This is a genomic window from Streptomyces sp. NBC_00154 (assembly GCF_026342835.1).
GTDB lineage: Bacteria > Actinomycetota > Actinomycetes > Streptomycetales > Streptomycetaceae > Streptomyces.
The window spans coordinates 6,545,411-6,569,320 of sequence record NZ_JAPEMI010000001.1; the positions used below are offsets into that span (position 1 = coordinate 6,545,411).

Here is a 23,910-nt window from a genome sequence, read left to right on the forward strand (position 1 = left end):
CCGAGGAGGCGATGGCCATGAACGCAAACGGCACGGGCAACGGCATGCTCGAAGGCGCTGTCATCGCGGTCGCAGGAGCCGCAGGACCGGCGGGCCGTGCGACGCTGCTCAGGCTCGCGGAGGCCGGCGCGATCGTCGTCGCCTCGGACGCGGACCCCACCCGGCTGGCGGAGGCCGTCGACGCCGCGCGATACGCCCACGGCGGCGCCACCGTCACCGGCGACACGGTCGATCTGCTCGACCTCGCCGCCACCCGCGAATGGGCGGCCAAGACCGAGAAGGAATTCGGCCGGATCGACGGCGTGGTCCACCTCGTCGGCGGCTGGCGCGGCAGCGCCACCTTCGCCGAGACCGACCTCGCCGACTGGGATCTGCTGGAGAAGCTGCTGATCCGTACCGTGCAGCACACCTCGCTGGCCTTCCACGATGGCCTGCTGCGCAGCGACCGCGGCCGTTTCCTGCTGATCAGCGCGGCCGGGGCGAGCCAGCCCACCGCGGGCAACGCCGCCTACGCCGCGTCGAAGGCCGCCGCCGAGGCCTGGACCCTCGCGCTCGCCGATGCCTTCCGTAAGGCGGGGGGCGACGAAGGGCCGAAGACGGCGGCTGCGATCCTGATCGTCAAGGCACTGGTGCACGACGCGATGCGCGCCGAGCGCCCGAATGCGAAGTTCGCGGGCTTCACCGACGTCAAGGAGCTGGCCGATGCCATCGCCGGCGTCTGGGAGCGGCCCGCCCCGGAAGTGAACGGAAAGCGTCTGTGGCTGACCCCGCAACCATAAGGACCGACGCGCGACGTCACCACGATCCGCAGGTGCGCGGTTTCGCCAGTGACAACTACGCGGGCGCCCACCCGGAAGTTCTCGCGGCCATCGCCCTGGCCAACGGCGGCCATCAGATCGCCTACGGCGAGGACGACTACACCGAGCACCTCCAGCGGGTCATGCACAGCCACTTCGGCCCTACTGCGGAGGCGTTCCCGGTCTTCAACGGAACGGGCGCGAATGTCGTCTCCCTCCAGGCGATGACCGACCGCTGGGGCGCGGTGATCTGCGCTGAGTCCGCGCACATCAACGTGGACGAGGGCGGTGCCCCGGAGCGTGTCGGCGGCCTGAAGCTGCTGACCGTCCCGACGCCGGACGGCAAGCTCACCCCTGAGCTCATCGACCGGCAGGCGTACGGCTGGGACGACGAGCACCGGGCGATGCCCCAGGTCGTGTCCATCACGCAGAACACCGAACTCGGCACGGTCTACACGCCCGACGAGATCCGCGCCATCTGCGAGCACTCCCACGAGCGGGGCATGAAGGTCCACCTCGACGGGGCGCGGATAGCCAACGCCGCGGCGTCGCTGGACGTACCGATGCGCACATTCACCAACGCGGTCGGGGTCGATGTCCTCTCCTTCGGCGGCACTAAGAACGGGGCGCTGTTCGGCGAGGCCGTCGTCGTCCTCAACCCGGACGCCGTACGGGCCATGAAGCACCTGCGCAAGCTGTCCATGCAGCTCGCCTCGAAGATGCGCTTCGTGTCGGTGCAGCTGGAGGCGCTGCTCGCCCGCGACCTGTGGCTCCGCAACGCCCGGCACGCCAACGCCATGGCCCAGCGGCTCGCCGAGGGCGTCCGCGCGGTCGACGGCGTGGAGATCCTCCACCCGGTGCAGGCCAACGCCGTCTTCGCACGGCTGCCCCACGAGGTGAGCGAGCGACTCCAGAAGCGCTTCCGCTTCTACTTCTGGGACGAAACCGCCGGTGATGTGCGCTGGATGTGCGCGTTCGACACCACGGAGGACGATGTCGACGCGTTCGTTCTCGCGCTGAAGGAAGAGATGGCCAAGTAGCGCGAATTATCGTATGGATATGCGGTCGATCGGAAAGTCATTGCCTTCCGGTCGACCGCTTCCGTATGCTCTGCGCGCATGGAGCTGACACAGCAAGTCCCTGAGATTTCTGCCTATCTCGCTGCTGACGAGGCCATCGATCACGAGCATCCGCTTGTGAGGGAGACTGTCGACCGCCTCCGCTCTGAGACTGTCGACGCATACTCATACGCGGTTGCGGCCTATGAGTGCGTACGCGACACCATTGAACACTCCGTCGACTCGGGTGATCTGCGGGTCACCTGGCGGGCCTCCGACGTCCTGGCCACCCGCAACGGCATCTGTCACTCCAAGTCCCACGCACTGGCCGCCCTGCTGCGTGCGGCGGGCATCCCGGCCGCACTCTGCTACCAGGGTTTCACCGACGACAACGGGGATCCGGGGGTCCTGCACGGCCTGATCGCCGTGCGCCTGCCGGGACGGGACCGGTGGGACCGCCAGGACCCGCGCGGCAACAAGCCCGGTATCGACGCCCAGTTCTCGCTCGACGAGGAGCGGTTGGCCTGGGCGACCGGACCGGGGTCCAATGGAGTGGACTATCCAGTACTCTATGCAGTACCCCACCCTGCGGTTCTGCGCGCAATGCAGTGCGCCGAGGACCGTACGCAGCTGTGGCGCACTCTCCCGACCGCGCTCTGAACCGTCCCGAGGCAAGGCAGCCGATGACTCCGACGCTCACCGTTTCCGACGACGTACGCACGCTCGCCCCCGGCTTCACCTACCTCGCCGTCGAGGCGCGCGGCCTGGTCAACGGGGAGAGCAACGAAGACAGTTCGGCCCTGCTCGACGATGCCACCCGACGGCTCGTCGCGCGGCTCGACGGCAGGGCGCCGCACGAGGACCCTCATGTCGCCGCCTGGCGGGACACCTACACCGCCTTCGGCGCCAAGCCGTCCCGTACCCGCAACTCGGCCGAGGCTCTCGCCAGGCGGGCCCTCACGGGCGCCGGTCTGCCGCGGATCAACCTGCTGGTCGACCTCTACAACGCGATCAGCGTCGCCCATCTGATCCCGGTCGGCGGCGAGGACACCGACCGCATCAAGGGCGCCATGCGGCTGGTGCGCTCCACCGGCCAGGAGCCGTTCCGCACCGTCGCGGGTGGCGAGGAGACCGTGGAGCACCCCGAGCCCGGCGAAGTCGTCTGGTGCGACGACGAGGGCGTCACCTGCCGGCGGTGGAACTGGCGGCAGGGCGTACGCACCCGGCTCACCGAGGAGTCCGTCAACGCGTTGTTCCTGCTGGAGAGCCTCGCCCCCATGACGATCGGCGAGCTCGAAGCCGCGGGCACCGAACTCGCCGAGTCACTGGAGAAGCTCAGCCCCGGAGCGCGGATCACCGTCCGCACCCCGGAGTGACGTTTCAGCCGTGGCCGTGACCCGGTCGGGTCAGCTCGTCTCGCGCACCTCGGCGGCCGTCGGAGCCGTACCGCCGAGATGCGTGGGCACCCACCAGGTGTCGCCCGCGTCCTTCGGCCGTACCGGGTACGCGCGCTGGGCAGCTTCGAGAAGCTCCTGCACCCGCTCGCGGAGCCGCCGGGTGATCGCACCCGCGTACTGGTCGGTGGGGGCTTCGACCGGCTCACCGACCCGGATCGTCACCGGGATGTGGCTGCGCTTGAAGTTGCGCGGCCGGCCCTTGGTCCAGATCCGCTGGGTCCCCCACAGCGCCATCGGGATCAGCGGTACGCCGGCCTCCTGGGCCAGTCGTGCGGCGCCCGACTTGAAGCTCTTCAGGGTGAACGACTGGGAGATGGTCGCCTCGGGGAAGACACCGATGATCTCGCCGGACCGGAGCGAGGCGAGGGCGTGTGCATACGCATCCTCGCCCTGCTTCCGGTCGACCGGAATGTGCTTCATGCCGCGCATCAGCGGACCGGAGACCTTGTGCCGGAAAACCGATTCCTTCGCCATGAAGCGGACCAGCCGCTTCTGCGGCAGAGCGGTCAGCCCGGAGAAGATGAAGTCGAGATAGCTGATGTGGTTGCTGACCAGTACGGCACCGCCGGTCTTCGGGATGTGCTCCGAACCCTGAGTGTCGATCTTCAGGTCCAGCGCCTTGAACATGGTGCGAGCGGCGCCGATGACCGGCCGATAGACGAGTTCTGCCATCTGGAGAAGACCCTTCTTCTGCGCCTGAGGAGGGTTCTCCCGGCGGAAGTTACGCAGCCGTAGGTTTTCGGCATTGCGCCGATCGTGCCCCATGTGCGTCGCGCTGGCCAGTCTCCGCGGCCACGGGGCGCGAGATTCTCGTCACGTGGAACTACCGGGAATGCCTCTGCGTCCCGTGGTGCTGACCCTTTGCGAAGAGCTCTGGCAGGAGGCCGAAGGTGGACGGGCAGACACATGCGAGAAGGCTGGATGCCGCCCAACTCGGCGCGGAATTGGGGGACCGGGCCACCCTTGTGCAGTTCTCCAGCGCCTTCTGCCAGCCCTGCCGGGCCACCCGCCGGACCCTCGACGAGGTGGCGCGCATGGTCGACGGCGTCGCCCACGTCGAGATCGACGCCGAGGCGCATCTCACTCTCGTACGCGAACTCGACATCAGCCGCACCCCGACGGTTCTGGTGCTCGACGCGACCGGCCGGATCGTCCGGCGGGCGGTCGGGCAGCCACGCACTGTAGATGTCGTCGCAGCACTGGGGCACGCGATGTGACGGACCGTGATGCATCTCCCACATTGCGGAACCTACTTGACTGCACCCACCACGCATCGTCAGTCTGACGCTATGCCGCCGGAACTCCTTCTCTTCGGCCGGGCCCACGTGGACCTGGCCCGCAACGCGAGTGCGCGCTGTCCGGGTGCCTGAGCACCCACGGCCCCGCACGCCTCCCTCGCAGAAGGACACCTCCATGACGGCTTCGCCCGAGCTCGGCACCGCCCGCACGGCATCCCCCGACCTCCTCCGCTCCGTCTTCCGGCAGCACGCCGCCGGTGTCGCCGTGATCACCGCCGCCGGTGACCGGCCGGTCGGCTTCACCGCCACCTCCCTGAACTCCGTCGCCGCCGAGCCGCCGCTGATCTCCTTCGGCGTGGGGACCTCGTCGTCCAGCTGGCCGGTCGTGGCGGAGGCCGAGCACGTCGGCGTACACATACTCGGCGAGCACCAGCAGGAACTGGCCGCCACATTCGCGCGCAGCGGCGCCGACCGGTTCGGCCCGTCCACCTATTGGCGCAATGGGCCGGAAGGAGTGCCGGTGCTCGACGGAGTGCTGGCGTGGCTGGTCTGCCGCGTGGTGGCACGTATCCCGGCGGGCGACCACCGGATCGTGATCGCGGAGGCCGTTGTCGGTGATCCGGCCGGAGCCGGCCGTCCGCTCCTCTACCATCAGGGCCGTTTCACGGCGCTGCGGGACTGAGACATCCCAGGCGGCGCTTGGGCGCCGAGCGTCGGCTAGGTCACAGTCAAAGCGCTTGCTTATGGGTGACGCACTGGGTGTACTGACGAGTAATATTTCGCTCGGAGCGTCGGTCGCCCCGACCGGAATCCGCCCCATCAGGCGCCTATGCTGCGTGCATCAAGGCAGCCCAGAAATGACGATGCAGTAGGAGAGCCGGCGTGAGCTTGAGGATCGTTGTCTGTGTGAAGTACGTGCCCGACGCCACTGGTGACCGGCATTTCGCCGATGATCTGACGCTGGACCGTGAGGATGTCGACGGTCTGTTGTCGGAGTTGGATGAGTATGCGGTGGAGCAGGCGCTGCAGATCGCGGACGAGGCGGATGATGCGGAGATCACCGTGTTGACGGTGGGTCCGGAGGATGCCAAGGACGCGTTGCGCAAGGCGTTGTCGATGGGTGCGGACAAGGCGGTTCATGTCGAGGACGACGATCTGCACGGTACGGATGTGATCGGTACGTCGCTGGTGCTGGCGAAGGCGATCGAGAAGACGGGTTACGACCTGGTCGTGTGTGGGATGGCGTCGACGGACGGGACGATGGGTGTGCTGCCGGCGGTGCTGGCGGAGCGTCTGGGTGTTCCGCAGGTGACGTTGTTGTCGGAGGTGAAGGTCGAGGGTGGCACGGTGACCGGGCGTCGTGACGGTGACAGTGCGTCGGAGCAGTTGCAGGCGTCGTTGCCGGCGGTGGTGTCGGTGACGGACCAGTCGGGTGAGGCGCGTTACCCGTCGTTCAAGGGGATCATGGCGGCGAAGAAGAAGCCGGTCGAGTCCCTGGATCTGGAGGGTCTGGAGATCGACGCGGACGAGGTCGGTCTGGCGGGTGCGTGGACCGCGGTGGACTCCGCGGCGCAGCGTCCGGCTCGTACGGCGGGCACGATCGTCAAGGACGAGGGCGAGGGCGGCAAGCAGCTGGCCGAGTTCCTCGCGGGCCAGAAGTTCATCTAGAGCCGGCTGTTTCGTCCGTCCCTCGTTCCTTCGTTACTTGCAGGAGATTGAAGTCCCATGGCTGAAGTTCTCGTCTATGTCGACCACGTGGACGGTGCCGTCCGCAAGCCCACTCTGGAGCTGTTGACGCTGGCGCGTCGGGTCGGTGAGCCGGTCGCTGTCGCGCTGGGCGCGGGTGCGGCCGAGACCGTGTCGGTGCTGGCTGAGCACGGTGCGGTGAAGGTCCTCACCGCGGACGCCCCCGAGTTCGCCGATTATCTGGTCGTGCCGAAGGTGGATGCGCTGCAGGCCGCGGTCGAGGCGGTGTCCCCGGTCGCGGTGCTGGTTCCGTCCTCCGCCGAGGGCAAGGAGATCGCTGCCCGTCTCGCGGTCCGGATCGGTTCCGGGATCATTACCGACGCGGTGGATCTGGAGGCCGGTGAGCAGGGTCCGGTGGCCACGCAGTCCGCGTTCGCGGCGTCGTTCACCACGAAGTCCCGTGTGTCCAGGGGTATCCCGGTCATCACGGTGAAGCCGAACTCGGCGCCGGTCGAGGTGGCCCCGGCCGCGGGTGCGGTCGAGACCCTGCCGGTCGGTTTCTCGGCGCAGGCCACCGGCACGAAGGTGCTGTCGCGTACTCCGCGTGAGTCGACGGGGCGTCCGGAGCTGACCGAGGCCGCGATCGTGGTCTCCGGTGGCCGTGGTGTCAACGGTGCGGAGAACTTCGCGATCATCGAGGCGCTCGCCGACTCGCTCGGCGCGGCGGTGGGTGCCTCGCGTGCCGCGGTCGACGCCGGCTGGTACCCGCACTCCAACCAGGTCGGCCAGACCGGCAAGTCGGTGTCCCCGCAGCTGTACATCGCGTCCGGTATCTCCGGCGCGATCCAGCACCGGGCGGGCATGCAGACCTCGAAGACGATCGTCGCGATCAACAAGGACTCCGAGGCCCCGATCTTCGACCTCGTCGACTACGGCGTCGTCGGCGACCTCTTCCAGGTCGTCCCCCAGCTCACCGACGAGGTCAACACCCGCAAGGGCTGATCCTCCGGGGAGCTGTACCTGTTCTCGACGGTCCGGGGCCGCGTGGTGTGTTCTCACCGCGCGGCCCCGGACCGTTTCTGATCACCATTGACGCAGGTCCGACAGCCTTATAACTTCACTATACGGATTACTGATTCCGGGAAGCGGAAACAGTGAGAGTGTGGAGGGTGCCGAAAATGGGTCAGCAGGAGAAGGTGGCAACGAGCCTCGCCGGTGCGGTCAGCGAGGAGATCAGCGCCTCGCTCACGGCAGTGGACGCCGAGCTCGCCCGCCGCTACCCAGGAGACCCCGGAACCCGCCAGCCCGTCCACACGGTCTACGTCCCCGGCGACACCTTCACCGCCGGCACCATCCGTTCCTGGGGCGACCAGGCACTCAAGGCCCTCGACGAGCATGCCCCCGACGCGGCCTCGTTCGCAGCCGTCCTCGGCATCCCGGAGGAGCTCGCCGCGCCCGTCCACGACCGCGTACGCGCCAAGCTGAGCCGCGAGCCCGTCGAGGACCTGCGCATCGACTTCGAGGACGGCTACGGACCCCGGCCCGATGCCGAGGAGGACAAGGCGGCAGCCCGAGCCGCCCGGCTGATCTCGGAGGCGTACCGGAACGGCACGGCGGCCCCGTACATGGGTATCCGGATGAAGTGCATGGAGGCCGCGGTACGCGACCGGGGCATCCGCACCACGGACATCTTCCTCACCGGGCTCATGCGGGCGGGCGGCCTCCCCGACGGCCTGGTCCTCACCCTTCCCAAGGTGACGTACCCCGAACAGGTCACCGCCTTCGTCCGGCTCCTAGAAGCCTTCGAAGAGGCCCACGGTCTGCCGTCGGGCCGGCTCGGCTTCGAGATCCAGATCGAGACCAGCCAGTCGATCCTGGCCGCCGACGGGACCGCCGCCGTGGCCCGCATGATCGACGCCGCGCGGGGGCGCGCGACCGGCCTGCACTACGGCACTTTCGACTACAGCGCCTGTGTCGGCGTCAGCGCCGCCTACCAGGCGAGCGATCATCCGGCCGCGGACCACGCCAAGGCCGTCATGCAGGTGGCCGCCGCGGGCACCGGCGTGCGCGTCTCCGACGGCTCGACCAACGTCCTCCCTGTCGGCCCCACCCACCAGGTCCACGAGGCCTGGCGACTCCACTACGGCCTCACCCGCCGCGCCCTGGCCCGCGCCTACTACCAGGGCTGGGACATGCACCCGGGCCACCTGCCGACCCGTTACGCGGCTGTCTACACCTTCTACCGCGAGGGCCTGGAACAGGCCGCGGCCCGCCTCGCCGCATATGTGGCCAAGGACGGCGGCGATGTGATGGACGAGCCCGCCACCGCAAAGGCCCTCAGTGGCTATCTGCTGCGCGGCATCGACTGCGGCGCCCTGGACACCGCCGAGGTCGCCCGCCTGACGGGGCTGACCCGGGCGGACCTCGACGCCTTCGCCTCGCCGCGGCGCGGGGGACTGACAGTGACGGCGCCGTAGCGAGCGTGGTTCAGGCCCGTACCGTCGCCCCCTCAGGAAGGCACGGGCTTCGACCCGTGCCGTCAGCCCCGCAGGAAGGTCTCGACGGTCCCGCTGAAGCGGAAGGGATCGTCGAGCCACGGGAAGTGGCCGGCGCCCAGCTGGACGGCGAGTTCGGCCTTGGGGAACAACCCTGCGACGGTGGCCGCGTCGCGAGGAAGCGGACCACCGTCCAGCTCGCCCGCAAGGATCAGGACCCGGGCATCCAGCGCGGTGATGGCGTCGCGGGCCGCGGCAGGGTCGAAGGCGCCGTCGGACGCGTAGACGTCCGCGGCCTCGTAGTTGCTCTGCTCGACGTCGGCTGCGGCGTGGGCCTGGGCGGCCGTGTCCCAACGCCCGTAGAAGAACGGGGCGATGGCATCCCAGTCGGCGTCGGTGGCGGAGCCTGCCCAGACGGCCTCGTACGCGTCCCGCGCGGTCGTGAACCACGGCTCGGCCGTGCGCAGGGCGGCGGCTTCGCGACGATGCTCCTCGGTGAAGTCGACACCGAGGGCACGCGCACGGGCGGTGATCAGTGTCAGGGTCCGGATGCGCCGGGGATGCCGGGCCGCGTGGAGGATCGCGAGATCGCCGCCCGCGGAGTGCGCCAGCACGTCCACGCGGTCCAGACCGAGGTGTTCGCGGAGGGCCTCCACATCGGCCACCTGACGGTCGACGCGGTAGGTGGCCGGGTCGGCGGGGATGCCTGAGCCGCCGGTGCCCCGCAGGTCGAGCATGACCAGTTGGCGCCGGCTCGACAGCCCACCCAGATCGCCGAGGTAGGCGGAGGCGCGCATGGGACCACCGGGCAGAACGAGCAGTGGCTCGCCCTCACCCACGAGGTGATAGGCGAGTTCGGTTCCGTCGGGAGCGGTGAAAGCAGGCATGGCGCAATCCTGGTGACCGTACGACAGTGACGACAAGCGGTTTACGCAGAGCTCCTCAGCCGTGCCGGTCGCCCTCGTGAGGACCGGGTGGCACGGGAGCGGAAAACGGTGAGGATAGGGGGACCGACTCGCGAGGAGACGCCATGACCGATGCAGCCAGCCGCTCCGCCGACCTCCGTGGATCCGCCGCCGCGCTCCTGCCCGAACTGGTCGCGCTGCGCCGCGCACTGCACCGGGAGCCCGAAATCGGCCTGGAACTGCCGCTGACCCAGGCGAAGGTACTGGCAGCGCTGGACGGGCTGCCCCTGGAGATCACCCTGGGCAAACAGCTCGCCTCGGTCACGGCCGTGCTGCGTGGCGCGCTGCCCGGTCCGGTGGTGCTGCTCCGCGGCGACATGGACGCGCTGCCGGTGCAGGAGACCAGCGGGCTGCCGTACGCATCCGAGATCCCCGGCGTGATGCACGCCCGCGGCCACGACCTGCACACCGCCGGACTGGTCGGCGCGGTACGGCTGCTCTGCGAGCGGCGCGATGCACTGGCCGGAACCGTGGTGTTCATGTTCCAGCCCGGCGAGGAAGGCGACGCCGGGGCCCGGGTCATGATCGACGAAGGTGTGCTCGAAGCTGCGGGCACCAGGCCGGTGGCCGCATACGCCCTCCATGTCGCGTCCGCGCTGCTGCCGCACGGTTTCGTCAGCACCCGCCCCGGACCGATCCTGGCCGCCGCCGATGTCCTCGACGTGACGGTGCGCGGGCGCGGTGGGCACGGGTCCAGTCCGCACAGCGCCCTGGACCCGATCCCGGCCGCCTGCGAAGCCGTAACAGCTCTGCAGACCATGGTGACCCGCCGCTTCGACGCCTTCGACCCGGTTGTCGTGACCGTCGGCAGCTTCCACGCGGGCACCACCCACAACGTCATTCCCGACGAGGCCGTGTTCTCCGCGAGTATCCGGTCCTTCTCCGCGGAGGCGCGGGCCCGTGTACACGAGGAGGCGCCACGGGTCGTACGCGGCATCGGGGAGTCGCACGGGATGATCGTGGAAGCAGTCGTCGACGAGGGCTACCCGGTCACCGTCAACGACCCCGCCGAGGCGGCGTACGCGGCCGACACGGTGGGCCGACTGTTCGGAGCCGACCGCTACTTCGAGCTGCCGAACCCGATCGCCGGGGCCGAGGACTTCGCCTTCATCGGTCAGCACATCCCTTCCGCCTACCTGATGCTCGGCGCCTGCCCCGCCGATCTCGACCCCGCCACAGCCCCCTACAACCACTCCCCGGAAGCCGTCTTCGACGACTCCGTGCTGGGTGACGCGGCGGCGCTCCTGGCGGAGCTGGCGCTCGGACGGCTCAGCAGGGGCTGAGGACCAGGCTCACCGGCCTCTCAGGCCGCCAGTTCGTGCTCCATCCGGCGTGTGATCCGGCCGGCGAGGGCGAGGGGCGCGAGCGAGCAGAGGACACCACCGAGCAGCGCCGTCCACCAGAGGACGGCCGGGCCGGTACCTGTATAGAGGGCGACGCCCACGGTGAGGGCGGCGAACCGGGAGACCCCCCAGGCCCACTGGAACGCTCCCTGGTAGCGGCCGCGTGCGTGCGCCGGGGCGAGGTTGGCGACGATCGCGGAGGCGATCCCGGACACGCACGCCTCGCCGACCGACCAGACGACCACCGACAGCGTGTAGCCCACGACGCTGTCCGCGACACCCGTGAGCGCCACACCCCCGGCGATCAGTACGCTGCCCGCCGCGTGGACCGGAATCTGCGGGAACCGGGCGAGCCGGGCTGTCGCGAACGGCTGCAGGACCACCACCAGCACCGCGTTGACCGCCGCCATCGCCCCGTAGACCGCGGGGGAGAGCGCACTGTCATGGATGGCCAGTGGCAGCGCGACCTCGGTCAGCGAGTAGACGAAGAGCTGGACCCCGAACAGCGGGAGCAGCGCGAGCATCAGCCGGTCCCGGAGGACGACGCTGTATCCGACGCCGTCGCGCGCCCCGGTCCGGTCCTTCGCCGCCCGGGTCTCGGTCACCCGGGTGGCGACGACGACCGTGTACGCCAGCATCGTCCCGGCGTCGACCGCGAAGAGCAGCCAGTAGCCGTGCGCGGCGAGGAAGCCACCGAGGACGCCTGCCGCCGCCGTGCCGATGTTGATGCCCCAGCCGAACAGGGCGTACGCGCGCCGTCGGCGCTCCGCGTCCACGGAGTCGGCCATCAGCGCGTACACGGCAGGGCTGATCATCGCTCCGGTCGCACTGAGCAGCAGTGCGGCGCAGGCCATCGTCAGCACACCCGGTGCCACGAAGAGCGCCCCCTGCGCCGCGGATGCGCCGAGGAGACCGATGAGCATCGTCGACCGGCGGCCGATCCGATCGGCGAGCAGCCCGCCGATCGCCGGTCCGAGCAGGTTGCCCGCGCCCAGGGCGCCGAGGACGTACGAGGTCTGCGTACCGGTGATGCCGCGTGCTGCGAGGAAGAACACCAGGAAGGGCGTGACCAGATAGCCGAGCCGGTTGATGATCGTGCCGGCGAAGAGGGTCCAGACCGTGGGCGGCAGGCCGCGAAAGGTGGAGAACATGCGAGGAGCGTGCAGCCCGATCGCTGTGCCGGACCATTGATTAAGCTGAGACCGAATCCAATGAGCGGTCGGCTCGGGAACTCCGGACAGGTGGGGGCACATGGAGTCGGAACTCAGTTTCTCCACCGCGGACTTGGCGCAGACCCGCTTCGCCATCTCCCCGATGTGGGAGGTCGTCACCAGCTTCCGGCTGCTGCGGGCCGAGGCCGAGCCGCCGCTGCACCGGCGGTGGGCCGCACAGGTGCGGCCCCGGCTGGTGGAGGCGGGGCTCGACCGCGGGTGGCTCGCTGAGCTGATCCCCGCGGGCGGCTACCTCGCGGATTTCCTCAATCCGACTCCCCCCGCCCCGTTCCCCGAACTCGCCGGTGAGCTGGAGGCGATCCGGCAGACCTCTCCCGAGCGGGTACGGACCGATCTCGGCAGACTCGGCGTCGAGCGGGATCTCGGCCAGTCCGCGCGGCTCAGGCTGCTGGGCGAGGCACCGGAAACGGCGCTGGAGAAGGTCGCCGCGGAGATCGAGATCTACTGGGAGCTGGCGCTCGCACCCTACTGGGCCCGGATCCGCCGCCTGCTCGAAGCCGATGTCTTCCGCCGGGCGCGGCAGGTGGCCGAGCTCGGTGCCGCACAGGTCCTGAACGAGCTGCACGAGTCGGTACGTTGGGACGAGAACAGCCTGCGCCTGGTCCGCCGACACTGCGCCCTGACCCGCGCCGACACGGGCGCGGGGCTGCTGCTGGTGCCCTCCGTATTCGCCTGGCCGCGGGTGCTGACGCGCTCAGTGGCACCGGACCCGCCACAACTCGCCTATCCGGCACGGGGTATCGGCACCCTCTGGGAGCCGCGGACCCCTGTCGCCGGTGAGGCGGTCGCCGCCGTCCTGGGCCGCTCCCGCACCCTGCTCCTCACCGAGCTCGACACCCCGGCCTCCACCACTGTGCTCGCCCAGCGCTCGGGGCTGTCCGCGGCCGGGGTCTCCCAGCACCTCACGGCCCTGCGGAATGCGGGCCTGGTCACCGCCCACCGGGCCGGACGCTCGGTCCTCTACGCACGTACGTCGGTCGCTGACGCGCTGCTGACGCCCGCCGGAGGCTGATCGAGCCCGCTGCCGACGCCCCGGCTCAGGCAGGCGGCAGTTCGCCGGAGCCGCGGGCGATGAGTGACGTCGGCAGCTCCACCCGCGCCGGGGCGTCGTCCGCGCCGTCCAGCCGGCGGAAGAGGTGCTCGGCCGCCGTCCGGCCGACGGCCGCGGCGTCCTGGGAGATGACCGTGATGCCCAGCAGGTCGGCGAGTTCGATGTCGTCGAAACCGACCAGGGCGACCGGGCGCTCCCGGTCCGCCAGCACACGTACCGCCGTGACCGTCACACGGTTGTTGCCGGCGAACAGGGCGGTGACGGGTTCGGGGCCGGAGAGCATCGCCTCGGCCGCCGCCCGGACCCGCGCGGGGTCGGTGGAGCCGAGGGAGACCCAGGAGTCCTGGACCGTGATCCCGGCGTCCACCATCGCGGCGTGATAACCGCGCAACCGCTCGGTGGCGGTGTGGATACGGGGCTGGTCACCGATGAATCCGATCCTGCGGTGGCCGTGCGCGATCAGATGGGCGACACCCTCGCGGGCGCCGCCGAAGCTGTCGGAAAGGACGATGTCGGCGTCGATCCGGCCGGCCGGGCGGTCCACGAAGACGGTCGCGATGCCCGCCTTTATCTCCGGTTCCAGATAGCGGTGGTCGTCACCGGCCGGAATCACGATCAGTCCGTCCACCCGGCGGGCGCACAGCGCGAGCACGAGCTCCTGCTCGCGCTCCGGGTCCTCCGCGCTCGACCCGTTGATGAGCAGGGCGCCGTGGGCGCGGGCCACTTCTTCCACGGCGCGGCTCAGCGGCCCGTAGAAGGGGTCGGCGAGATCCTCGAGGACCAGGCCGATGGAGGCGGTGCGGCCCTTGCGGAGTACTCGCGCGCTGTCGTTCCGGCGGAAACCGAGCGCCTCGATCGCTTCCTGCACCCGGCGCTCTGTGTCGGGTGTCACTCCGGGCTCGCTGTTGACCACGCGGGAGACCGTCTTGAGGCCCACTCCGGCGCGGGCGGCGACATCCTTCATGGTCGGCCGGTTGCCGTAACGGGGCTCGTGATGACGGGCGGTCTCTGCCACGGTGCGCTGTCCTGTCGTCGGGTGCGGGGCTGTCCGGCGGGCCTGCAGTCGGTCCTGCGGAGCGGGCTGGAGGCTGTGGCGTCGAGCATAGGCCCTGGACAACGTTGTCAGCTGACTGGAGACTATGCAGACTATTTACTGAAGATGCAGGTCCACCCCCTCACATCCGGAGCCCACACCGATGCATACCGACCTCGTCGCCACGCTCGACATCGGCGGCACCAAGATCGCCGGCGCTCTGGTGGACGGCACCGGTGCGCTTCTCGTACGGGCGCAGCGGCCGACGCCCGCCCGGGAGAGCGGCGAGACGGTGATGGGTGCGGTGACGGATGTGCTGGCCGAGCTGACCGCCTCGCCGCTGTGGGGGCGGGCGACCGCCGTGGGTATCGGCAGCGCGGGCCCGGTGGATGCGTCGGCGGGTACGGTCAGCCCCGTCAACGTTCCCGGCTGGCGCGACTTCCCGCTGGTGGAGCGGGTACGGAAGGCCGCCGGCGGGCTGCCCGTCGAGCTGGTCGGCGACGGGGTCGCGATGACCGCTGCCGAGCACTGGCTGGGTGCGGCCCGCGGTTATGACAACGCGCTGTGCCTGGTCGTGTCGACCGGGGTGGGCGGCGGGCTGGTCCTCGGCGGCAAGCTTCACCCGGGCCCCACCGGCAATGCCGGTCACATCGGTCACATCAGTGTGGATCTGGACGGCGACCTTTGCCCGTGCGGTTCGCGCGGCTGCGTCGAGCGGATCGCCAGTGGACCGAACATCGCGCGACGCGCCCTGCAGGGTGGCTGGCAGCCCGGCCCGGACGGCGACGCCACGGCCGCCGCCGTGGCCGCCGCCGCCCGGGCCGGACATCCGGTCGCCATCGCGTCGTTCGAGCGCGCCGCCCAGGCGCTGGCCGCCGGAATCGCCGCCACCGCCACGCTCGTCGAAATCGACATCGCCGTGATCGGCGGGGGAGTGGCGGGCGCGGGCGACGTCCTCTTCGCCCCGCTGCGCCGCGCCCTGCGCAGCTACGCCACGCTCTCCTTCGTGCAGCAGCTCACGGTGGCCCCTGCGGTGATGGGCACGGACGCCGGCCTGGTGGGCGCAGCGGCCGCCGCAACGTCGGTCAGGCCCGGCGGGACGGCAGCCACGGCGGCGCTCAGCGGCTGAACGCAGGCCGGCTGTCGGGCAGGTCCGGCTTCCGAATCGCGCGGTGATCGATGGGGTCCGGCAGCCGAGCCCGCCCGGTGGTCGCGCCCATGTCCGGAACCGGTCCGGAGGCGGCACCATGTCCGTACGCCTGGCCCGCCCGGCCCCCGTACCGAGCCCGGCACCCGTACCGGACGAGGCCCCCGTACCCGACCTGGCACCCGCGCCGGACTCGGCACCAGGTCCGGACGGGGCCGGGCCCGGCACCGGTCCGGGCTCAGCTGCCGATCCGACTCAGCACCCCATCCGCAGGTCCGCCCAGTCCGCGTGGTCGGAGTCGACCCCGTCCCCGCCGTCGGTGACCACCAGACGTACCACCTGCGCACCGCTCACATCCGCAGTGATCGGCTGCGCGGCCATCGCATTGGTCAGCACCCCGGTCGACGCCACCTTCGTGCCGTCCGCCCAGATCTCGAACGCCACGGTGCCCTTGGCGCCCTTCTCGTCGTCGACGCCGACCTGCGCGGTCACGGCGCTGCACGCGCCGCCCGCGTAGAACTCGACGGCGCTCTGCGCGTGCACCCCGAGCCCCTTGGCGAAGACCGTGCCGCCGATGGTCAGCGGATTGCCGTCGCCCGCATTGCTCTCACCGTTGCTGGTGTCCTTCTCGACCGGCCCCCAGCCGCTGGACGCGGAGAGCTGCGGCAGATCGCTGAGATAGCTGCTGCCCGCCGGTGGCGCCACCACCACATGAGCCTGGAACGGGACCGAGGACCGGACACGCGTCCCGGCCGGTGAGCGGTAGTGGGCGGAGAGCGTCAGATCGTACGTGCTGGTGGCGGCGCCCGCGGGTGGCGTCACCTGCCAGCGCGTGGTCAGTGCCTTGCCGGTCGGCACGGTCGCGGATCCGGTCGGCGACAGCGGCTTGATCTGCCAGCCCGACGGGCCGGTGAGCGCCGCGGAGACCTTCTTGGCAGGCGTACGGCCCAGATCGGTGACGGTCGTCGTCAGCAGCGTGGTGCGACCCGCCTCCACCAACGGGCTGCCGTTCAGGCCGAGTTCCACGGCGGGCGGGTGCGCGGCCCACTTGCGGTCGGCGGCGACGCGCAGCAGGACCGTGCCGTGTGCCGGGACGGTAGCCGAGATTGTGCCTGCCGTGTTGTACGTCGCGTGGTCCCACAGGTCGCGCATCGTGTACGCGGCGGCCTGCGGGAGCCCCGCCGCCTCGGCGGTCGTCGAGATGCGCTGAGCGCTCCCGGACTCGTTGAAGAGCGCCACGACCCGGCTGCCGTCCTTCATCTCCTTGGCGACGACCCACCGTCCGTCGGTGGAGGAGAGCACGGTGCCCTGCTTGCCCAGTGGGTCCTGATCGACGGCGATGACCTCTCGGTTGGAGAGGATCTCGAAGGTCTCCGGCGTCGCCTTGCGCAGATCGGAGCCGATCAGCAGCGGCGCCGCCATCACGGACCACATGGAGAAGTGGGTGCGGTACTCGGTGTCCGTCATTCCGCCGTTGCCGACTTCGAGCATGTCGGGGTCGTTCCAGTGCCCCGGGCCCGCGGCGGAGGCGAGCGGCAGGTTCTGCTTCATGATCGACAGCATGCTGCCCCAGCTGTCGCTGATGTCGCCCGTCGTGCGCCAGAGATTGCCGACGTCGGCGGCCCACTCCCAGGGCTTGTTCTCGCCCCACTCGCAGATGCTGTAGACGATGGGACGGCCGGTGGCCTCCAGCGCGTCACGCATGGTCGTGTAGCGCAGCTTCGCATCGACGCCCTGGTTGTTGCAGTTGTCGTACTTGAGATAGTCGACGCCCCAGTCCGCGAACTGCTGCGCATCGCTGTACTCATGGCCCAGCGCACCCGGCAGGCCGACGCTGTCGCACGTCTTCGTGCCGGCGCTGGTGTAGATGCCGAGCTTGAGCCCCTTGGAGTGGACGTAGTCCGCGACGGCCTTGATGCCGTTCGGGAAGCGCGCCGGGTCGGCCTCCAGCTTGCCGTCCGCATCGCGCTGCGGCTTCGCCCAGCAGTCGTCGAGGTTGACGTACTGGTAGCCGGCGTCCTTGAGGCCCTTCTCGACGAAGATGTCGGCGATGCCCTTGACCATCGACTCGTTGAACTCGGCCCGGCAGTGGGTCGAGTTCCAGTTGTTGAACCCCATCGGCGGGGTGAGCGCGAGACCGTTGCCGGACAGCGGGGCGGCTGCCGTCGCAGCGGCCGGAGCCGGTGAGTCGGCCACGGCGGGAGCGGTTGCCCCTGCCGCACAGAGCAGCCCGGCCGTCAGCGCTCCGATGACTCTTCTGTGGCTTGTGCGGGTTGTACGGGTTGGAAGATGACGCATCGTTACGTTCCTCCATACTCGTGCCGGATCGGATGGCGTCATGTGCACGCCGGTGACGCGCGATTACGTTAGGGCGTGTTGAAGTCTGTTGGAAGGGGAGCGGTAACGGTTGTTCGGTATCTCGTCAAAACCCTTGACGGCACCCTGACTTGGGGGTGAGATCCAATCGCACGTTCGGTTGTGTTGGGTTGGCATCCCGGAGGAGGGGGTCATGGCGCACTCTTCGTACGACAGTTCAGGCGTGCCGGGCAGTGTGGCAGGACATCGGATGTCCCGACGAAATCTGTTGCGTGGTGCAGCAGTTGGTGCGGGCGCGATCGCGCTGCCCTCGCTGCTCACCGCATGCGGCAGTGGCCCCGGTGGTGACGGCAAGACGATCCACATGGGGTCGAATTCGTCCGACCCCATTCCGAAGAAGGCGTTCGCCGAGGCGTTCAAGGCGTACGAGGCGCAGTCCGGTGGCCGCAAGATCGCGGTGAACACCGTTGACCACAACACCTTCCAGGAGAACATCAACAAGTACCTGCAGGGCAATCCGGACGACGTCTTCATGTGGTTCGCCGGCTACCGGATGCAGTTCTTCGCCAAGAAGGGCCTGCTGTACGACATCAGTGACAACTGGGAGCACTACGAGGGCTTCTCGGACGCGCTGAAGGCCCAGTCCACCGGTGAGGACGGGAAGCAGTACCTCACGCCGTACTACTACTACCCGTGGGCCGTCTTCCACCGTAAGAGCCTCTTCGCCGACCGCGGCTACCAGGCGCCCAAGACGCTCGACGAGTACGTGGCGCTCGCCAAGCAGATGAAGAAGGACAAGCTCGATCCCATCGCGTTCTGCGACAAGGACGGCTGGCCCGCGATGGGCACCTTCGACTACATCAACATGCGGACCAACGGCTACGAGTTCCACAAGAGCCTGATGGCCGGCGAGGCAGCCTGGACGGACAAGCGGGTCAAGGAAGTATTCGACACCTGGCGCCGTCTTCTCCCGTACTGCCAGCAGGGTGCCAACGGCCGCACCTGGCAGGAGGCCGCGACCAGCCTGCAGAAGAAGGAAGCCGGCATGGCGGTCTTCGGACTGCCGCACCCCGGTGCCCAGTTCCCGAAGGGCGAGCAGGAGGACATCGACTTCTTCCCGTTCCCGGTCATCAACCCGGAGCACGGTCAGGACGCGGTCGAGGCCCCCATCGACGGCTTCCTGCTGGCGAAGAAGTCCAAGAACCTCAAGAACAAGAAGAGCGTGGAGAGCGCCAAGGACCTCCTGAAGTGGCTGGCCACCGGGAAGGCCGAGGACATCTACCTCAAGAGTGACCCCAACAACATCGCGGTCAACGACCAGGCGGACATCTCCCAGTACTCGGCGCTGCAGAAGAAGGCCGTGGAGCTCGTCTCCGGAGCGAAGCAGATCTCGCAGTTCCTGGACCGCGACACCCGGCCGGACTTCGCCTCGACCGTCATGATCCCGGCCATCCAGAAGTTCATCAGCAACCCGAACGATGTGGACGGTCTGGTAAACGACATCGAGCGGCAGAAGAAGACCATCTTCGCCTCCGACTGAACCTGGAGTACCGACCGTGTCGTTCCTCTCGGGGCGGCGCACCGAACGACGGGGCCCGCGGCGATTCTCCGGCCGCGACCTCGTCGTCATCGGTCTGCTGCTCGGTATACCGGTCCTGCTCGACATCGCCGTCGTGTGGGGCCCGACCCTCGCCTCCGTCGTGCTCTCCTTCACCAGCTGGGACGGCATCGGCGACATCAAGTGGGTCGGTACGCAGAATTACGCGAACCTCTTCACCAACTACCCGCAGTTCTGGCCCGCCGCCCGGCACAATCTGCTCTGGCTGGCCTTCCTCGGCCTCGTCGCCGCGCCGTTCGGACTGCTCCTCGCCGTCCTCATCGACCGGGGCGTGCGGTTCAGCCGCTTCTACCAGTCGACGCTGTACATGCCGGTCGTGCTGTCGCTCGCCGTGGTCGGCTTCATCGCGCAGCTCGTCTTCTCCCGCGACCAGGGAGCCCTCAACGCGATCATCGGGGACACCGAGTCGCCGACCGACTGGCTCGGCGACCCGGACCTCAACATCTGGATGGTCCTGCTCGCCGCGGCCTGGCGGCACACCGGCTATGTGATGATCCTCTACCTCGCCGGGCTCAAGGCCGTCGACCCCTCTCTGAAGGAAGCTGCCGCCATCGACGGGGCGAACGAGGCCCAGACCTTCTTCCGCGTCGTCTTTCCGACACTGCGGCCGGTCAACGTCATCGTCGGCGTCATCACCGTCATCGAGTCCCTGCGCGCCTTCGACATCGTGTACGCCGTCAACCACGGCCGCAATGGACTCGAACTGCTCTCGGTGCTCGTCACCGACAACATCATCGGCGAGGCCAGCCGGGTCGGCTTCGGCTCCGCCATCGCCGTCGTGCTGCTGACCGTCTCCCTCGGATTCGTCGTGACGTACCTGGTCCAGGAGCTCCGAGGGGAGAAGAACCGATGACCGTCGACACCGCATCCGCCCGCCCCGCCGCGCAGCCCGCGCCTTCGGCACCTGCGGTCGGGCGCCGCAGAATCCGCCCCGGCCGGCTCGGGGTGCACGCCTTCCTGATGGCGGTCTCGCTCGCGTTCCTCGCCCCGCTGCTGCTCGCGGTGTACGCCTCGCTGCGGCCGTACGACGAAACCTCCGAGTACGGCTACTTCTCGCTGCCGAAGCACCTCTCGTTCGACTACTACCGGCAGGCGTTCACCGACTCGGGGATGACGAAGTACTTCGTCAACACGATGATCATCGCCGTCCCCGGGGTACTCGTCACCCTCTTCCTCGCCTCGTTCGTGGCCTTCGCGCTGGCCCGGCTGAAAATGCGCGGCGGGATCGTCCTGCTGATGCTCTTCACGGCCGGGAACCTGCTGCCGCAGCAGGTGATCGTGACACCGCTGTACGTGGTGTTCAACCGCATCCCGCTGCCGTACTGGATGTCCGACTCGATGACGATGTACGACTCCTACTGGGCCGTCGTCGTCGTGCAGATCGGCTTCCAGATCGGCTTCTGCGTCTTCGTCCTCGCCAACTTCATGCGCACACTGCCGCAGGAGATCCTGGAGGCCGCCATCGTCGACGGCGCGGGCGTCTGGACGCAGTACTGGCGGATCACCCTGCCGCTGTGCCGCCCGGCTCTCGCCGCGCTCGGCACACTTCAGTTCACCTGGATGTACAACGACTTCCTCTGGGCACTTGTCTTCGTCTCCGACGGCGACAAGCTCCCCATCACCTCGGCCCTCAACAACCTTCGCGGGCAGTTCTTCACGGACTACAACCTCCTGGCCGCGGGCTCGGTGATCGTCGCCCTGCCCACGCTCGTGGTCTTCCTGCTGCTCCAGCGCCACTTCATCGCGGGGCTGACGCTGGGGTCGAGCAAGGGGTAGAGCTCCCAGGCGCGAGGTGCAGGGGGACGGTGATGTACTCGACCTCGGCCGACCGCACGTGAGGTCCTGTCATTTTCTGACGTAATGTCACAAGTGACTGCCAGCACTGCTGTTGGGCCATGGCCCACTATGATCGCCTGTCCATGGACGTGAACGCGGAGAACGAGATGATTGCCGTCCCGCCGGGGCGCGTGACGTTGTCGGACCGGCGAACGCAGCGGAGCTGGTCGGCCGATCTTGCGCCCTATCGGCTGGCTGCTTTCCCGACCACTCAGGCGCAGTTTGCACAGCTCACCGGCCGACGGCCGAGCAGTGGGCACGGCGACCGGTGGCCCGTCGAGGGCGTTTCGTGGTGGGACGCGGTCCGGTTCTGCAACGCCCTGTCCCGACGCGAGGGGCTGACGCCCGTCTATCGCCTCGATGCCGACGCCGAGGGCATCGAGTGGGACACATCTGCTGACGGATACCGGCTGCCGACCGAAGCCGAGTGGGAGCACGCGTGTCGTGCCGGGACGGCCGACGCGCGGTACGGGCGGCTCGACGAGATCGCTTGGTATCGCGGCAACTCCTGCGAGCGGATTCACGACGTGGGCGGCAAGCAGCCCAACGCGTGGGGCCTGTACGACATGCTGGGCAACGTCTGGGAGTGGTGCTGGGACATCTACGATGCCGAGGTCTACGGCACCTATCGGGTGTTGCGCGGCGGTGGGTGGTTCGACGAGCACTGGAGCTGCCGGGCCTCGGTGCGGCGCCGAAGCCACCCGACCTTCCAGGTCGACGACGTGGGATTCCGCGTCGCGCGTTCCGTCTTCTCCGAACTTTGAGAGCTGCGACGTGGACTGCGGTTGCCCGCTGCGCACCGACCGCCGGGCGTTCCCCGCGGCATCCGACCGAGCCCGCTGACTCGGCAACTCCCACGAGCCGGATCAATGCCCCCGGTCCGCCGACTGCTGCGGTACGACCACCAGGAACGCGTCCTCCTCCAGGTCCATCACGACCTCGGCCGCCATGCCCTCGCCACGGCGTGCTGCCGCGAACTCCTCCGCAGGCCAGCTGCCCCGCGGACCGCCCGCCGGGAACCGCTCCAGTACTGTGCGCCGCACGGTGTACCCCCTTGCCCTCGACGGCTCCAACGACCTCCCGCCGCCGTCGTTACGGCCGGGCGGACGTCCGGACTCGTACAGTGGGACGCCCGTCGACGGCTTCCGGTGGCCCCGTTCGTGCAACAGGATCGCCACGGTCGGGTTTTCGCGGCAGGGTGTTGCGGGCAAGCCACAGGGGGCTACGGAAGAGGGGGAACCGTGATCGTCTGGGTCAACGGTGCGTTCAGCGCGGGCAAGACGAGCGCCGCGCGCGAACTGATCGATCTGATCCCGAACAGCACCTTCTACGACCCCGAACTGATCGGCGGGGCGCTGCGGTACCTGCTGCCCCAGAAGAGACTGGCCGAGGTGACCGACTACCAGGATCTGCCGATCTGGCGGCGGATGGTGGTGGACACCGCAGCGGCTCTGCTCGCTGAACTGCCCGGGGTGCTCGTGGTGCCGATGACGCTGCTGCGCCAGGAGTACCGCGACGAGATATTCGGAGGGCTCGCCTCCAGGCGCATTCCGGTGCGTCATGTGCTGCTCTCACCTGAGGAAACGATCCTGCGGCAGCGGATCGCCGGTCGTGAGGAAGTACCGGACGATCCGGAAGCGAGCGAACGCGTACGTCAGTGGGCCTACGAGCACATCGAGCCCTACCGGGCGGCCCTCGGCTGGATCACCGCGGACGCCCACACCATCGACACCAGCACACTGACCCCGCAGGAAACGGCCGAGCGCATCGCCGAGGCCGTCCGCACCGGTGCGGACGGCGCGTGCGAGATAGTGCAGACGCCCGAGCCGACCGCCGAGACCCTCGCCGCCGGGGTGCTGCTCTTCGACGAACACGACCGGGTCCTGCTCGTCGACCCCACGTACAAGCCCGGCTGGGAATTCCCCGGCGGAGTGGTGGAGCCGGGCGAGGCACCGGCCCAGGCCGGGATACGGGAAGTGGCCGAGGAGATAGGGATACGGCTGGACCGGATACCGAAACTGCTGGTCGTCGACTGGGAGCCGCCGAAACCGCCCGGGTACGGAGGACTGCGGCTGCTCTTCGACGGCGGCCTGCTGCGCCGCGAGGAAGCGGACCGGCTGCGGCTGCCCGGCTCCGAACTGCGCGGCTGGCGGTTCGTCACCGAGGCGGAGGCGGCGACGATGCTGCCGCCCATCCGGTACGAACGGCTCCGCTGGGCCCTGCGGGCCCGCGAGCGGTCGACCGTGCTCAACCTGGAAGCCGGAGTCCCGGTCGGCTGACGCCCGCAGCACCGACGCCGCGTCGACGGTGAGCGGATCGCCGTGCCCGAAGCAGACGGTCGACGGTGCCGCCCCGGCCGCCGGAACGAGGCCAAGGCCTCGTTCCGGTCGGTGTTGAACACACCCGGCATTGCCCGGCCCACCCCCGGCCGCACAGCCGCCCGTGAACAGCACACCGTGTGCGGAGACGGACTGCGAGGGAGCCGCGAGGGAGCCGGGGGAGTGGGCCACGCGGGCCCCGCCGCCGAGGGCGAGCGCGTCGCCCTCGGCCACCTCGCGGTCGAGCCATGTCCGGCGGGGCTGCGGGGACGGTCACCGCATGCTCGTACAGGGGCTGCCCAGTCGACACCGGAGCGGGC

At 69.3% G+C, this 23,910-nt stretch carries 23 protein-coding genes; 17 read left to right on the forward strand and 6 right to left on the reverse strand.

Annotated features, from left to right (window positions below; genetic code table 11):
* Nucleotides 1-17: 17 nt before the first annotated feature.
* The 4 genes from OHA03_RS29280 (at nucleotide 18) to OHA03_RS29295 (ending at nucleotide 3,231) form a co-directional block, all read left to right on the forward strand.
* Complete coding sequence (locus OHA03_RS29280) at nucleotides 18-779, forward strand: SDR family NAD(P)-dependent oxidoreductase (RefSeq protein ID WP_267008200.1); 762 nt, start codon at nucleotides 18-20, stop codon at nucleotides 777-779.
* A complete protein-coding gene (locus OHA03_RS29285; protein ID WP_267008201.1) occupies nucleotides 776-1,837 on the forward strand; it encodes a low specificity L-threonine aldolase in 1,062 nt (353 codons plus the stop codon). Before OHA03_RS29280 ends, OHA03_RS29285 begins: the two co-directional genes overlap by 4 nt.
* Before the next feature lie 78 nt (nucleotides 1,838-1,915).
* Nucleotides 1,916-2,515 (forward strand): transglutaminase family protein, encoded by a 600-nt coding sequence (locus OHA03_RS29290; protein WP_267006728.1) that lies wholly within the window; start codon nucleotides 1,916-1,918, stop codon nucleotides 2,513-2,515.
* A gap of 23 nt (nucleotides 2,516-2,538) precedes the next feature.
* Nucleotides 2,539-3,231 (forward strand): B3/4 domain-containing protein, encoded by a 693-nt coding sequence (locus tag OHA03_RS29295; protein ID WP_267006729.1) that lies wholly within the window; start codon nucleotides 2,539-2,541, stop codon nucleotides 3,229-3,231.
* Between the two features lie 30 nt (nucleotides 3,232-3,261).
* Here OHA03_RS29295 and OHA03_RS29300 read toward each other — a convergent pair whose 3' ends face one another.
* Entirely contained in the window at nucleotides 3,262-3,984 is a 723-nt protein-coding gene (locus OHA03_RS29300) for a 1-acyl-sn-glycerol-3-phosphate acyltransferase (protein ID WP_267006730.1), read from the reverse strand.
* A 218-nt stretch (nucleotides 3,985-4,202) separates the two neighbouring features.
* Here OHA03_RS29300 and OHA03_RS29305 point away from each other — a divergent pair, with 218 nt between their 5' ends.
* The 5 genes from OHA03_RS29305 to OHA03_RS29325 all read left to right on the forward strand — a co-directional run bounded on the left by OHA03_RS29305 (nucleotide 4,203) and on the right by OHA03_RS29325 (nucleotide 8,713).
* Complete coding sequence (locus OHA03_RS29305) at nucleotides 4,203-4,529, forward strand: thioredoxin family protein (protein WP_267006731.1); 327 nt, start codon at nucleotides 4,203-4,205, stop codon at nucleotides 4,527-4,529.
* Nucleotides 4,530-4,725: 196 nt separating this feature from the next.
* A complete protein-coding gene (locus OHA03_RS29310) occupies nucleotides 4,726-5,232 on the forward strand; it encodes a flavin reductase family protein (protein WP_267006732.1) in 507 nt (168 codons plus the stop codon).
* A gap of 200 nt (nucleotides 5,233-5,432) precedes the next feature.
* Complete coding sequence (locus OHA03_RS29315; protein WP_267006733.1) at nucleotides 5,433-6,218, forward strand: electron transfer flavoprotein subunit beta/FixA family protein; 786 nt, start codon at nucleotides 5,433-5,435, stop codon at nucleotides 6,216-6,218.
* Between the two features lie 57 nt (nucleotides 6,219-6,275).
* Nucleotides 6,276-7,238 (forward strand): electron transfer flavoprotein subunit alpha/FixB family protein, encoded by a 963-nt coding sequence (locus OHA03_RS29320; protein WP_267006734.1) that lies wholly within the window; start codon nucleotides 6,276-6,278, stop codon nucleotides 7,236-7,238.
* Between the two features lie 176 nt (nucleotides 7,239-7,414).
* Nucleotides 7,415-8,713, forward strand: a complete 1,299-nt coding sequence (locus OHA03_RS29325) for an aldolase/citrate lyase family protein (RefSeq protein WP_267006735.1) — start codon at nucleotides 7,415-7,417, stop codon at nucleotides 8,711-8,713.
* Nucleotides 8,714-8,775: 62 nt separating this feature from the next.
* On the opposite strand, the gene OHA03_RS29330 is transcribed toward OHA03_RS29325, so the two are convergent.
* The gene (locus tag OHA03_RS29330; RefSeq protein WP_267006736.1) at nucleotides 8,776-9,618 is read right to left on the reverse strand and encodes an alpha/beta fold hydrolase; all 843 of its coding nucleotides are present in this window, start codon (nucleotides 9,616-9,618) and stop codon (nucleotides 8,776-8,778) included.
* A gap of 143 nt (nucleotides 9,619-9,761) precedes the next feature.
* Between OHA03_RS29330 and OHA03_RS29335 the strand changes: the two genes are divergently transcribed.
* Nucleotides 9,762-10,979 carry a M20 family metallopeptidase gene (locus OHA03_RS29335; RefSeq protein ID WP_267006737.1) on the forward strand — a complete coding sequence of 406 codons (1,218 nt, stop codon included), beginning with the start codon at nucleotides 9,762-9,764 and terminating at the stop codon, nucleotides 10,977-10,979.
* 20 nt (nucleotides 10,980-10,999) lie between these two features.
* Here the strand turns inward: OHA03_RS29335 and OHA03_RS29340 are convergent, their stop codons facing one another.
* Complete coding sequence (locus OHA03_RS29340) at nucleotides 11,000-12,190, reverse strand: MFS transporter (protein WP_267006738.1); 1,191 nt, start codon at nucleotides 12,188-12,190, stop codon at nucleotides 11,000-11,002.
* A gap of 100 nt (nucleotides 12,191-12,290) precedes the next feature.
* Between OHA03_RS29340 and OHA03_RS29345 the strand changes: the two genes are divergently transcribed.
* Nucleotides 12,291-13,283: a DUF5937 family protein gene (locus tag OHA03_RS29345; RefSeq protein ID WP_267006739.1), complete on the forward strand. Its 993-nt coding sequence runs from the start codon at nucleotides 12,291-12,293 to the stop codon at nucleotides 13,281-13,283.
* 25 nt (nucleotides 13,284-13,308) lie between these two features.
* On the opposite strand, the gene OHA03_RS29350 is transcribed toward OHA03_RS29345, so the two are convergent.
* The gene (locus OHA03_RS29350) at nucleotides 13,309-14,337 is read right to left on the reverse strand and encodes a LacI family DNA-binding transcriptional regulator (RefSeq protein WP_030975253.1); all 1,029 of its coding nucleotides are present in this window, start codon (nucleotides 14,335-14,337) and stop codon (nucleotides 13,309-13,311) included.
* A 181-nt stretch (nucleotides 14,338-14,518) separates the two neighbouring features.
* On the opposite strand from OHA03_RS29350, the gene OHA03_RS29355 reads away from it, so the two are divergent.
* The gene (locus OHA03_RS29355; protein ID WP_267006740.1) at nucleotides 14,519-15,484 is read left to right on the forward strand and encodes an ROK family protein; all 966 of its coding nucleotides are present in this window, start codon (nucleotides 14,519-14,521) and stop codon (nucleotides 15,482-15,484) included.
* Nucleotides 15,485-15,757: 273 nt separating this feature from the next.
* Here OHA03_RS29355 and OHA03_RS29360 read toward each other — a convergent pair whose 3' ends face one another.
* Complete coding sequence (locus OHA03_RS29360; RefSeq protein ID WP_267006741.1) at nucleotides 15,758-17,800, reverse strand: NPCBM/NEW2 domain-containing protein; 2,043 nt, start codon at nucleotides 17,798-17,800, stop codon at nucleotides 15,758-15,760.
* A gap of 268 nt (nucleotides 17,801-18,068) precedes the next feature.
* On the opposite strand from OHA03_RS29360, the gene OHA03_RS29365 reads away from it, so the two are divergent.
* The 4 genes from OHA03_RS29365 (at nucleotide 18,069) to OHA03_RS29380 (ending at nucleotide 22,036) form a co-directional block, all read left to right on the forward strand.
* Nucleotides 18,069-19,358 (forward strand): ABC transporter substrate-binding protein, encoded by a 1,290-nt coding sequence (locus OHA03_RS29365; protein WP_267006742.1) that lies wholly within the window; start codon nucleotides 18,069-18,071, stop codon nucleotides 19,356-19,358.
* Between the two features lie 16 nt (nucleotides 19,359-19,374).
* The gene (locus OHA03_RS29370) at nucleotides 19,375-20,289 is read left to right on the forward strand and encodes a carbohydrate ABC transporter permease (RefSeq protein WP_267006743.1); all 915 of its coding nucleotides are present in this window, start codon (nucleotides 19,375-19,377) and stop codon (nucleotides 20,287-20,289) included.
* Nucleotides 20,286-21,212, forward strand: a complete 927-nt coding sequence (locus tag OHA03_RS29375; RefSeq protein WP_267006744.1) for a carbohydrate ABC transporter permease — start codon at nucleotides 20,286-20,288, stop codon at nucleotides 21,210-21,212. The genes OHA03_RS29370 and OHA03_RS29375 overlap by 4 nt, the downstream gene beginning before the upstream one ends.
* A 143-nt stretch (nucleotides 21,213-21,355) precedes the next feature.
* The gene (locus OHA03_RS29380) at nucleotides 21,356-22,036 is read left to right on the forward strand and encodes an SUMF1/EgtB/PvdO family nonheme iron enzyme (protein ID WP_267006745.1); all 681 of its coding nucleotides are present in this window, start codon (nucleotides 21,356-21,358) and stop codon (nucleotides 22,034-22,036) included.
* Between the two features lie 102 nt (nucleotides 22,037-22,138).
* On the opposite strand, the gene OHA03_RS29385 is transcribed toward OHA03_RS29380, so the two are convergent.
* Nucleotides 22,139-22,315 (reverse strand): hypothetical protein, encoded by a 177-nt coding sequence (locus OHA03_RS29385; protein WP_267006746.1) that lies wholly within the window; start codon nucleotides 22,313-22,315, stop codon nucleotides 22,139-22,141.
* Nucleotides 22,316-22,513: 198 nt separating this feature from the next.
* Between OHA03_RS29385 and OHA03_RS29390 the strand changes: the two genes are divergently transcribed.
* Complete coding sequence (locus tag OHA03_RS29390) at nucleotides 22,514-23,551, forward strand: NUDIX hydrolase (RefSeq protein WP_267006747.1); 1,038 nt, start codon at nucleotides 22,514-22,516, stop codon at nucleotides 23,549-23,551.
* The last annotated feature ends 359 nt before the right edge of the window (nucleotides 23,552-23,910 follow it).

Coding starts and splice junctions, on each gene's coding strand:
- OHA03_RS29280 (WP_267008200.1), top strand. CDS start 18: ATGAACGCAAACGGCACGGGCAACGGCATGCTCGAAGGCGCTGTCATC.
- OHA03_RS29290 (WP_267006728.1), top strand. CDS start 1,916: ATGGAGCTGACACAGCAAGTCCCTGAGATTTCTGCCTATCTCGCTGCT.
- OHA03_RS29295 (WP_267006729.1), top strand. CDS start 2,539: ATGACTCCGACGCTCACCGTTTCCGACGACGTACGCACGCTCGCCCCC.
- OHA03_RS29300 (WP_267006730.1), bottom strand. CDS start 3,984: ATGGCAGAACTCGTCTATCGGCCGGTCATCGGCGCCGCTCGCACCATG.
- OHA03_RS29310 (WP_267006732.1), top strand. CDS start 4,726: ATGACGGCTTCGCCCGAGCTCGGCACCGCCCGCACGGCATCCCCCGAC.
- OHA03_RS29320 (WP_267006734.1), top strand. CDS start 6,276: ATGGCTGAAGTTCTCGTCTATGTCGACCACGTGGACGGTGCCGTCCGC.
- OHA03_RS29325 (WP_267006735.1), top strand. CDS start 7,415: ATGGGTCAGCAGGAGAAGGTGGCAACGAGCCTCGCCGGTGCGGTCAGC.
- OHA03_RS29330 (WP_267006736.1), bottom strand. CDS start 9,618: ATGCCTGCTTTCACCGCTCCCGACGGAACCGAACTCGCCTATCACCTC.
- OHA03_RS29335 (WP_267006737.1), top strand. CDS start 9,762: ATGACCGATGCAGCCAGCCGCTCCGCCGACCTCCGTGGATCCGCCGCC.
- OHA03_RS29340 (WP_267006738.1), bottom strand. CDS start 12,190: ATGTTCTCCACCTTTCGCGGCCTGCCGCCCACGGTCTGGACCCTCTTC.
- OHA03_RS29345 (WP_267006739.1), top strand. CDS start 12,291: ATGGAGTCGGAACTCAGTTTCTCCACCGCGGACTTGGCGCAGACCCGC.
- OHA03_RS29355 (WP_267006740.1), top strand. CDS start 14,519: ATGCATACCGACCTCGTCGCCACGCTCGACATCGGCGGCACCAAGATC.
- OHA03_RS29360 (WP_267006741.1), bottom strand. CDS start 17,800: ATGCGTCATCTTCCAACCCGTACAACCCGCACAAGCCACAGAAGAGTC.
- OHA03_RS29365 (WP_267006742.1), top strand. CDS start 18,069: ATGTCCCGACGAAATCTGTTGCGTGGTGCAGCAGTTGGTGCGGGCGCG.
- OHA03_RS29375 (WP_267006744.1), top strand. CDS start 20,286: ATGACCGTCGACACCGCATCCGCCCGCCCCGCCGCGCAGCCCGCGCCT.
- OHA03_RS29380 (WP_267006745.1), top strand. CDS start 21,356: ATGGACGTGAACGCGGAGAACGAGATGATTGCCGTCCCGCCGGGGCGC.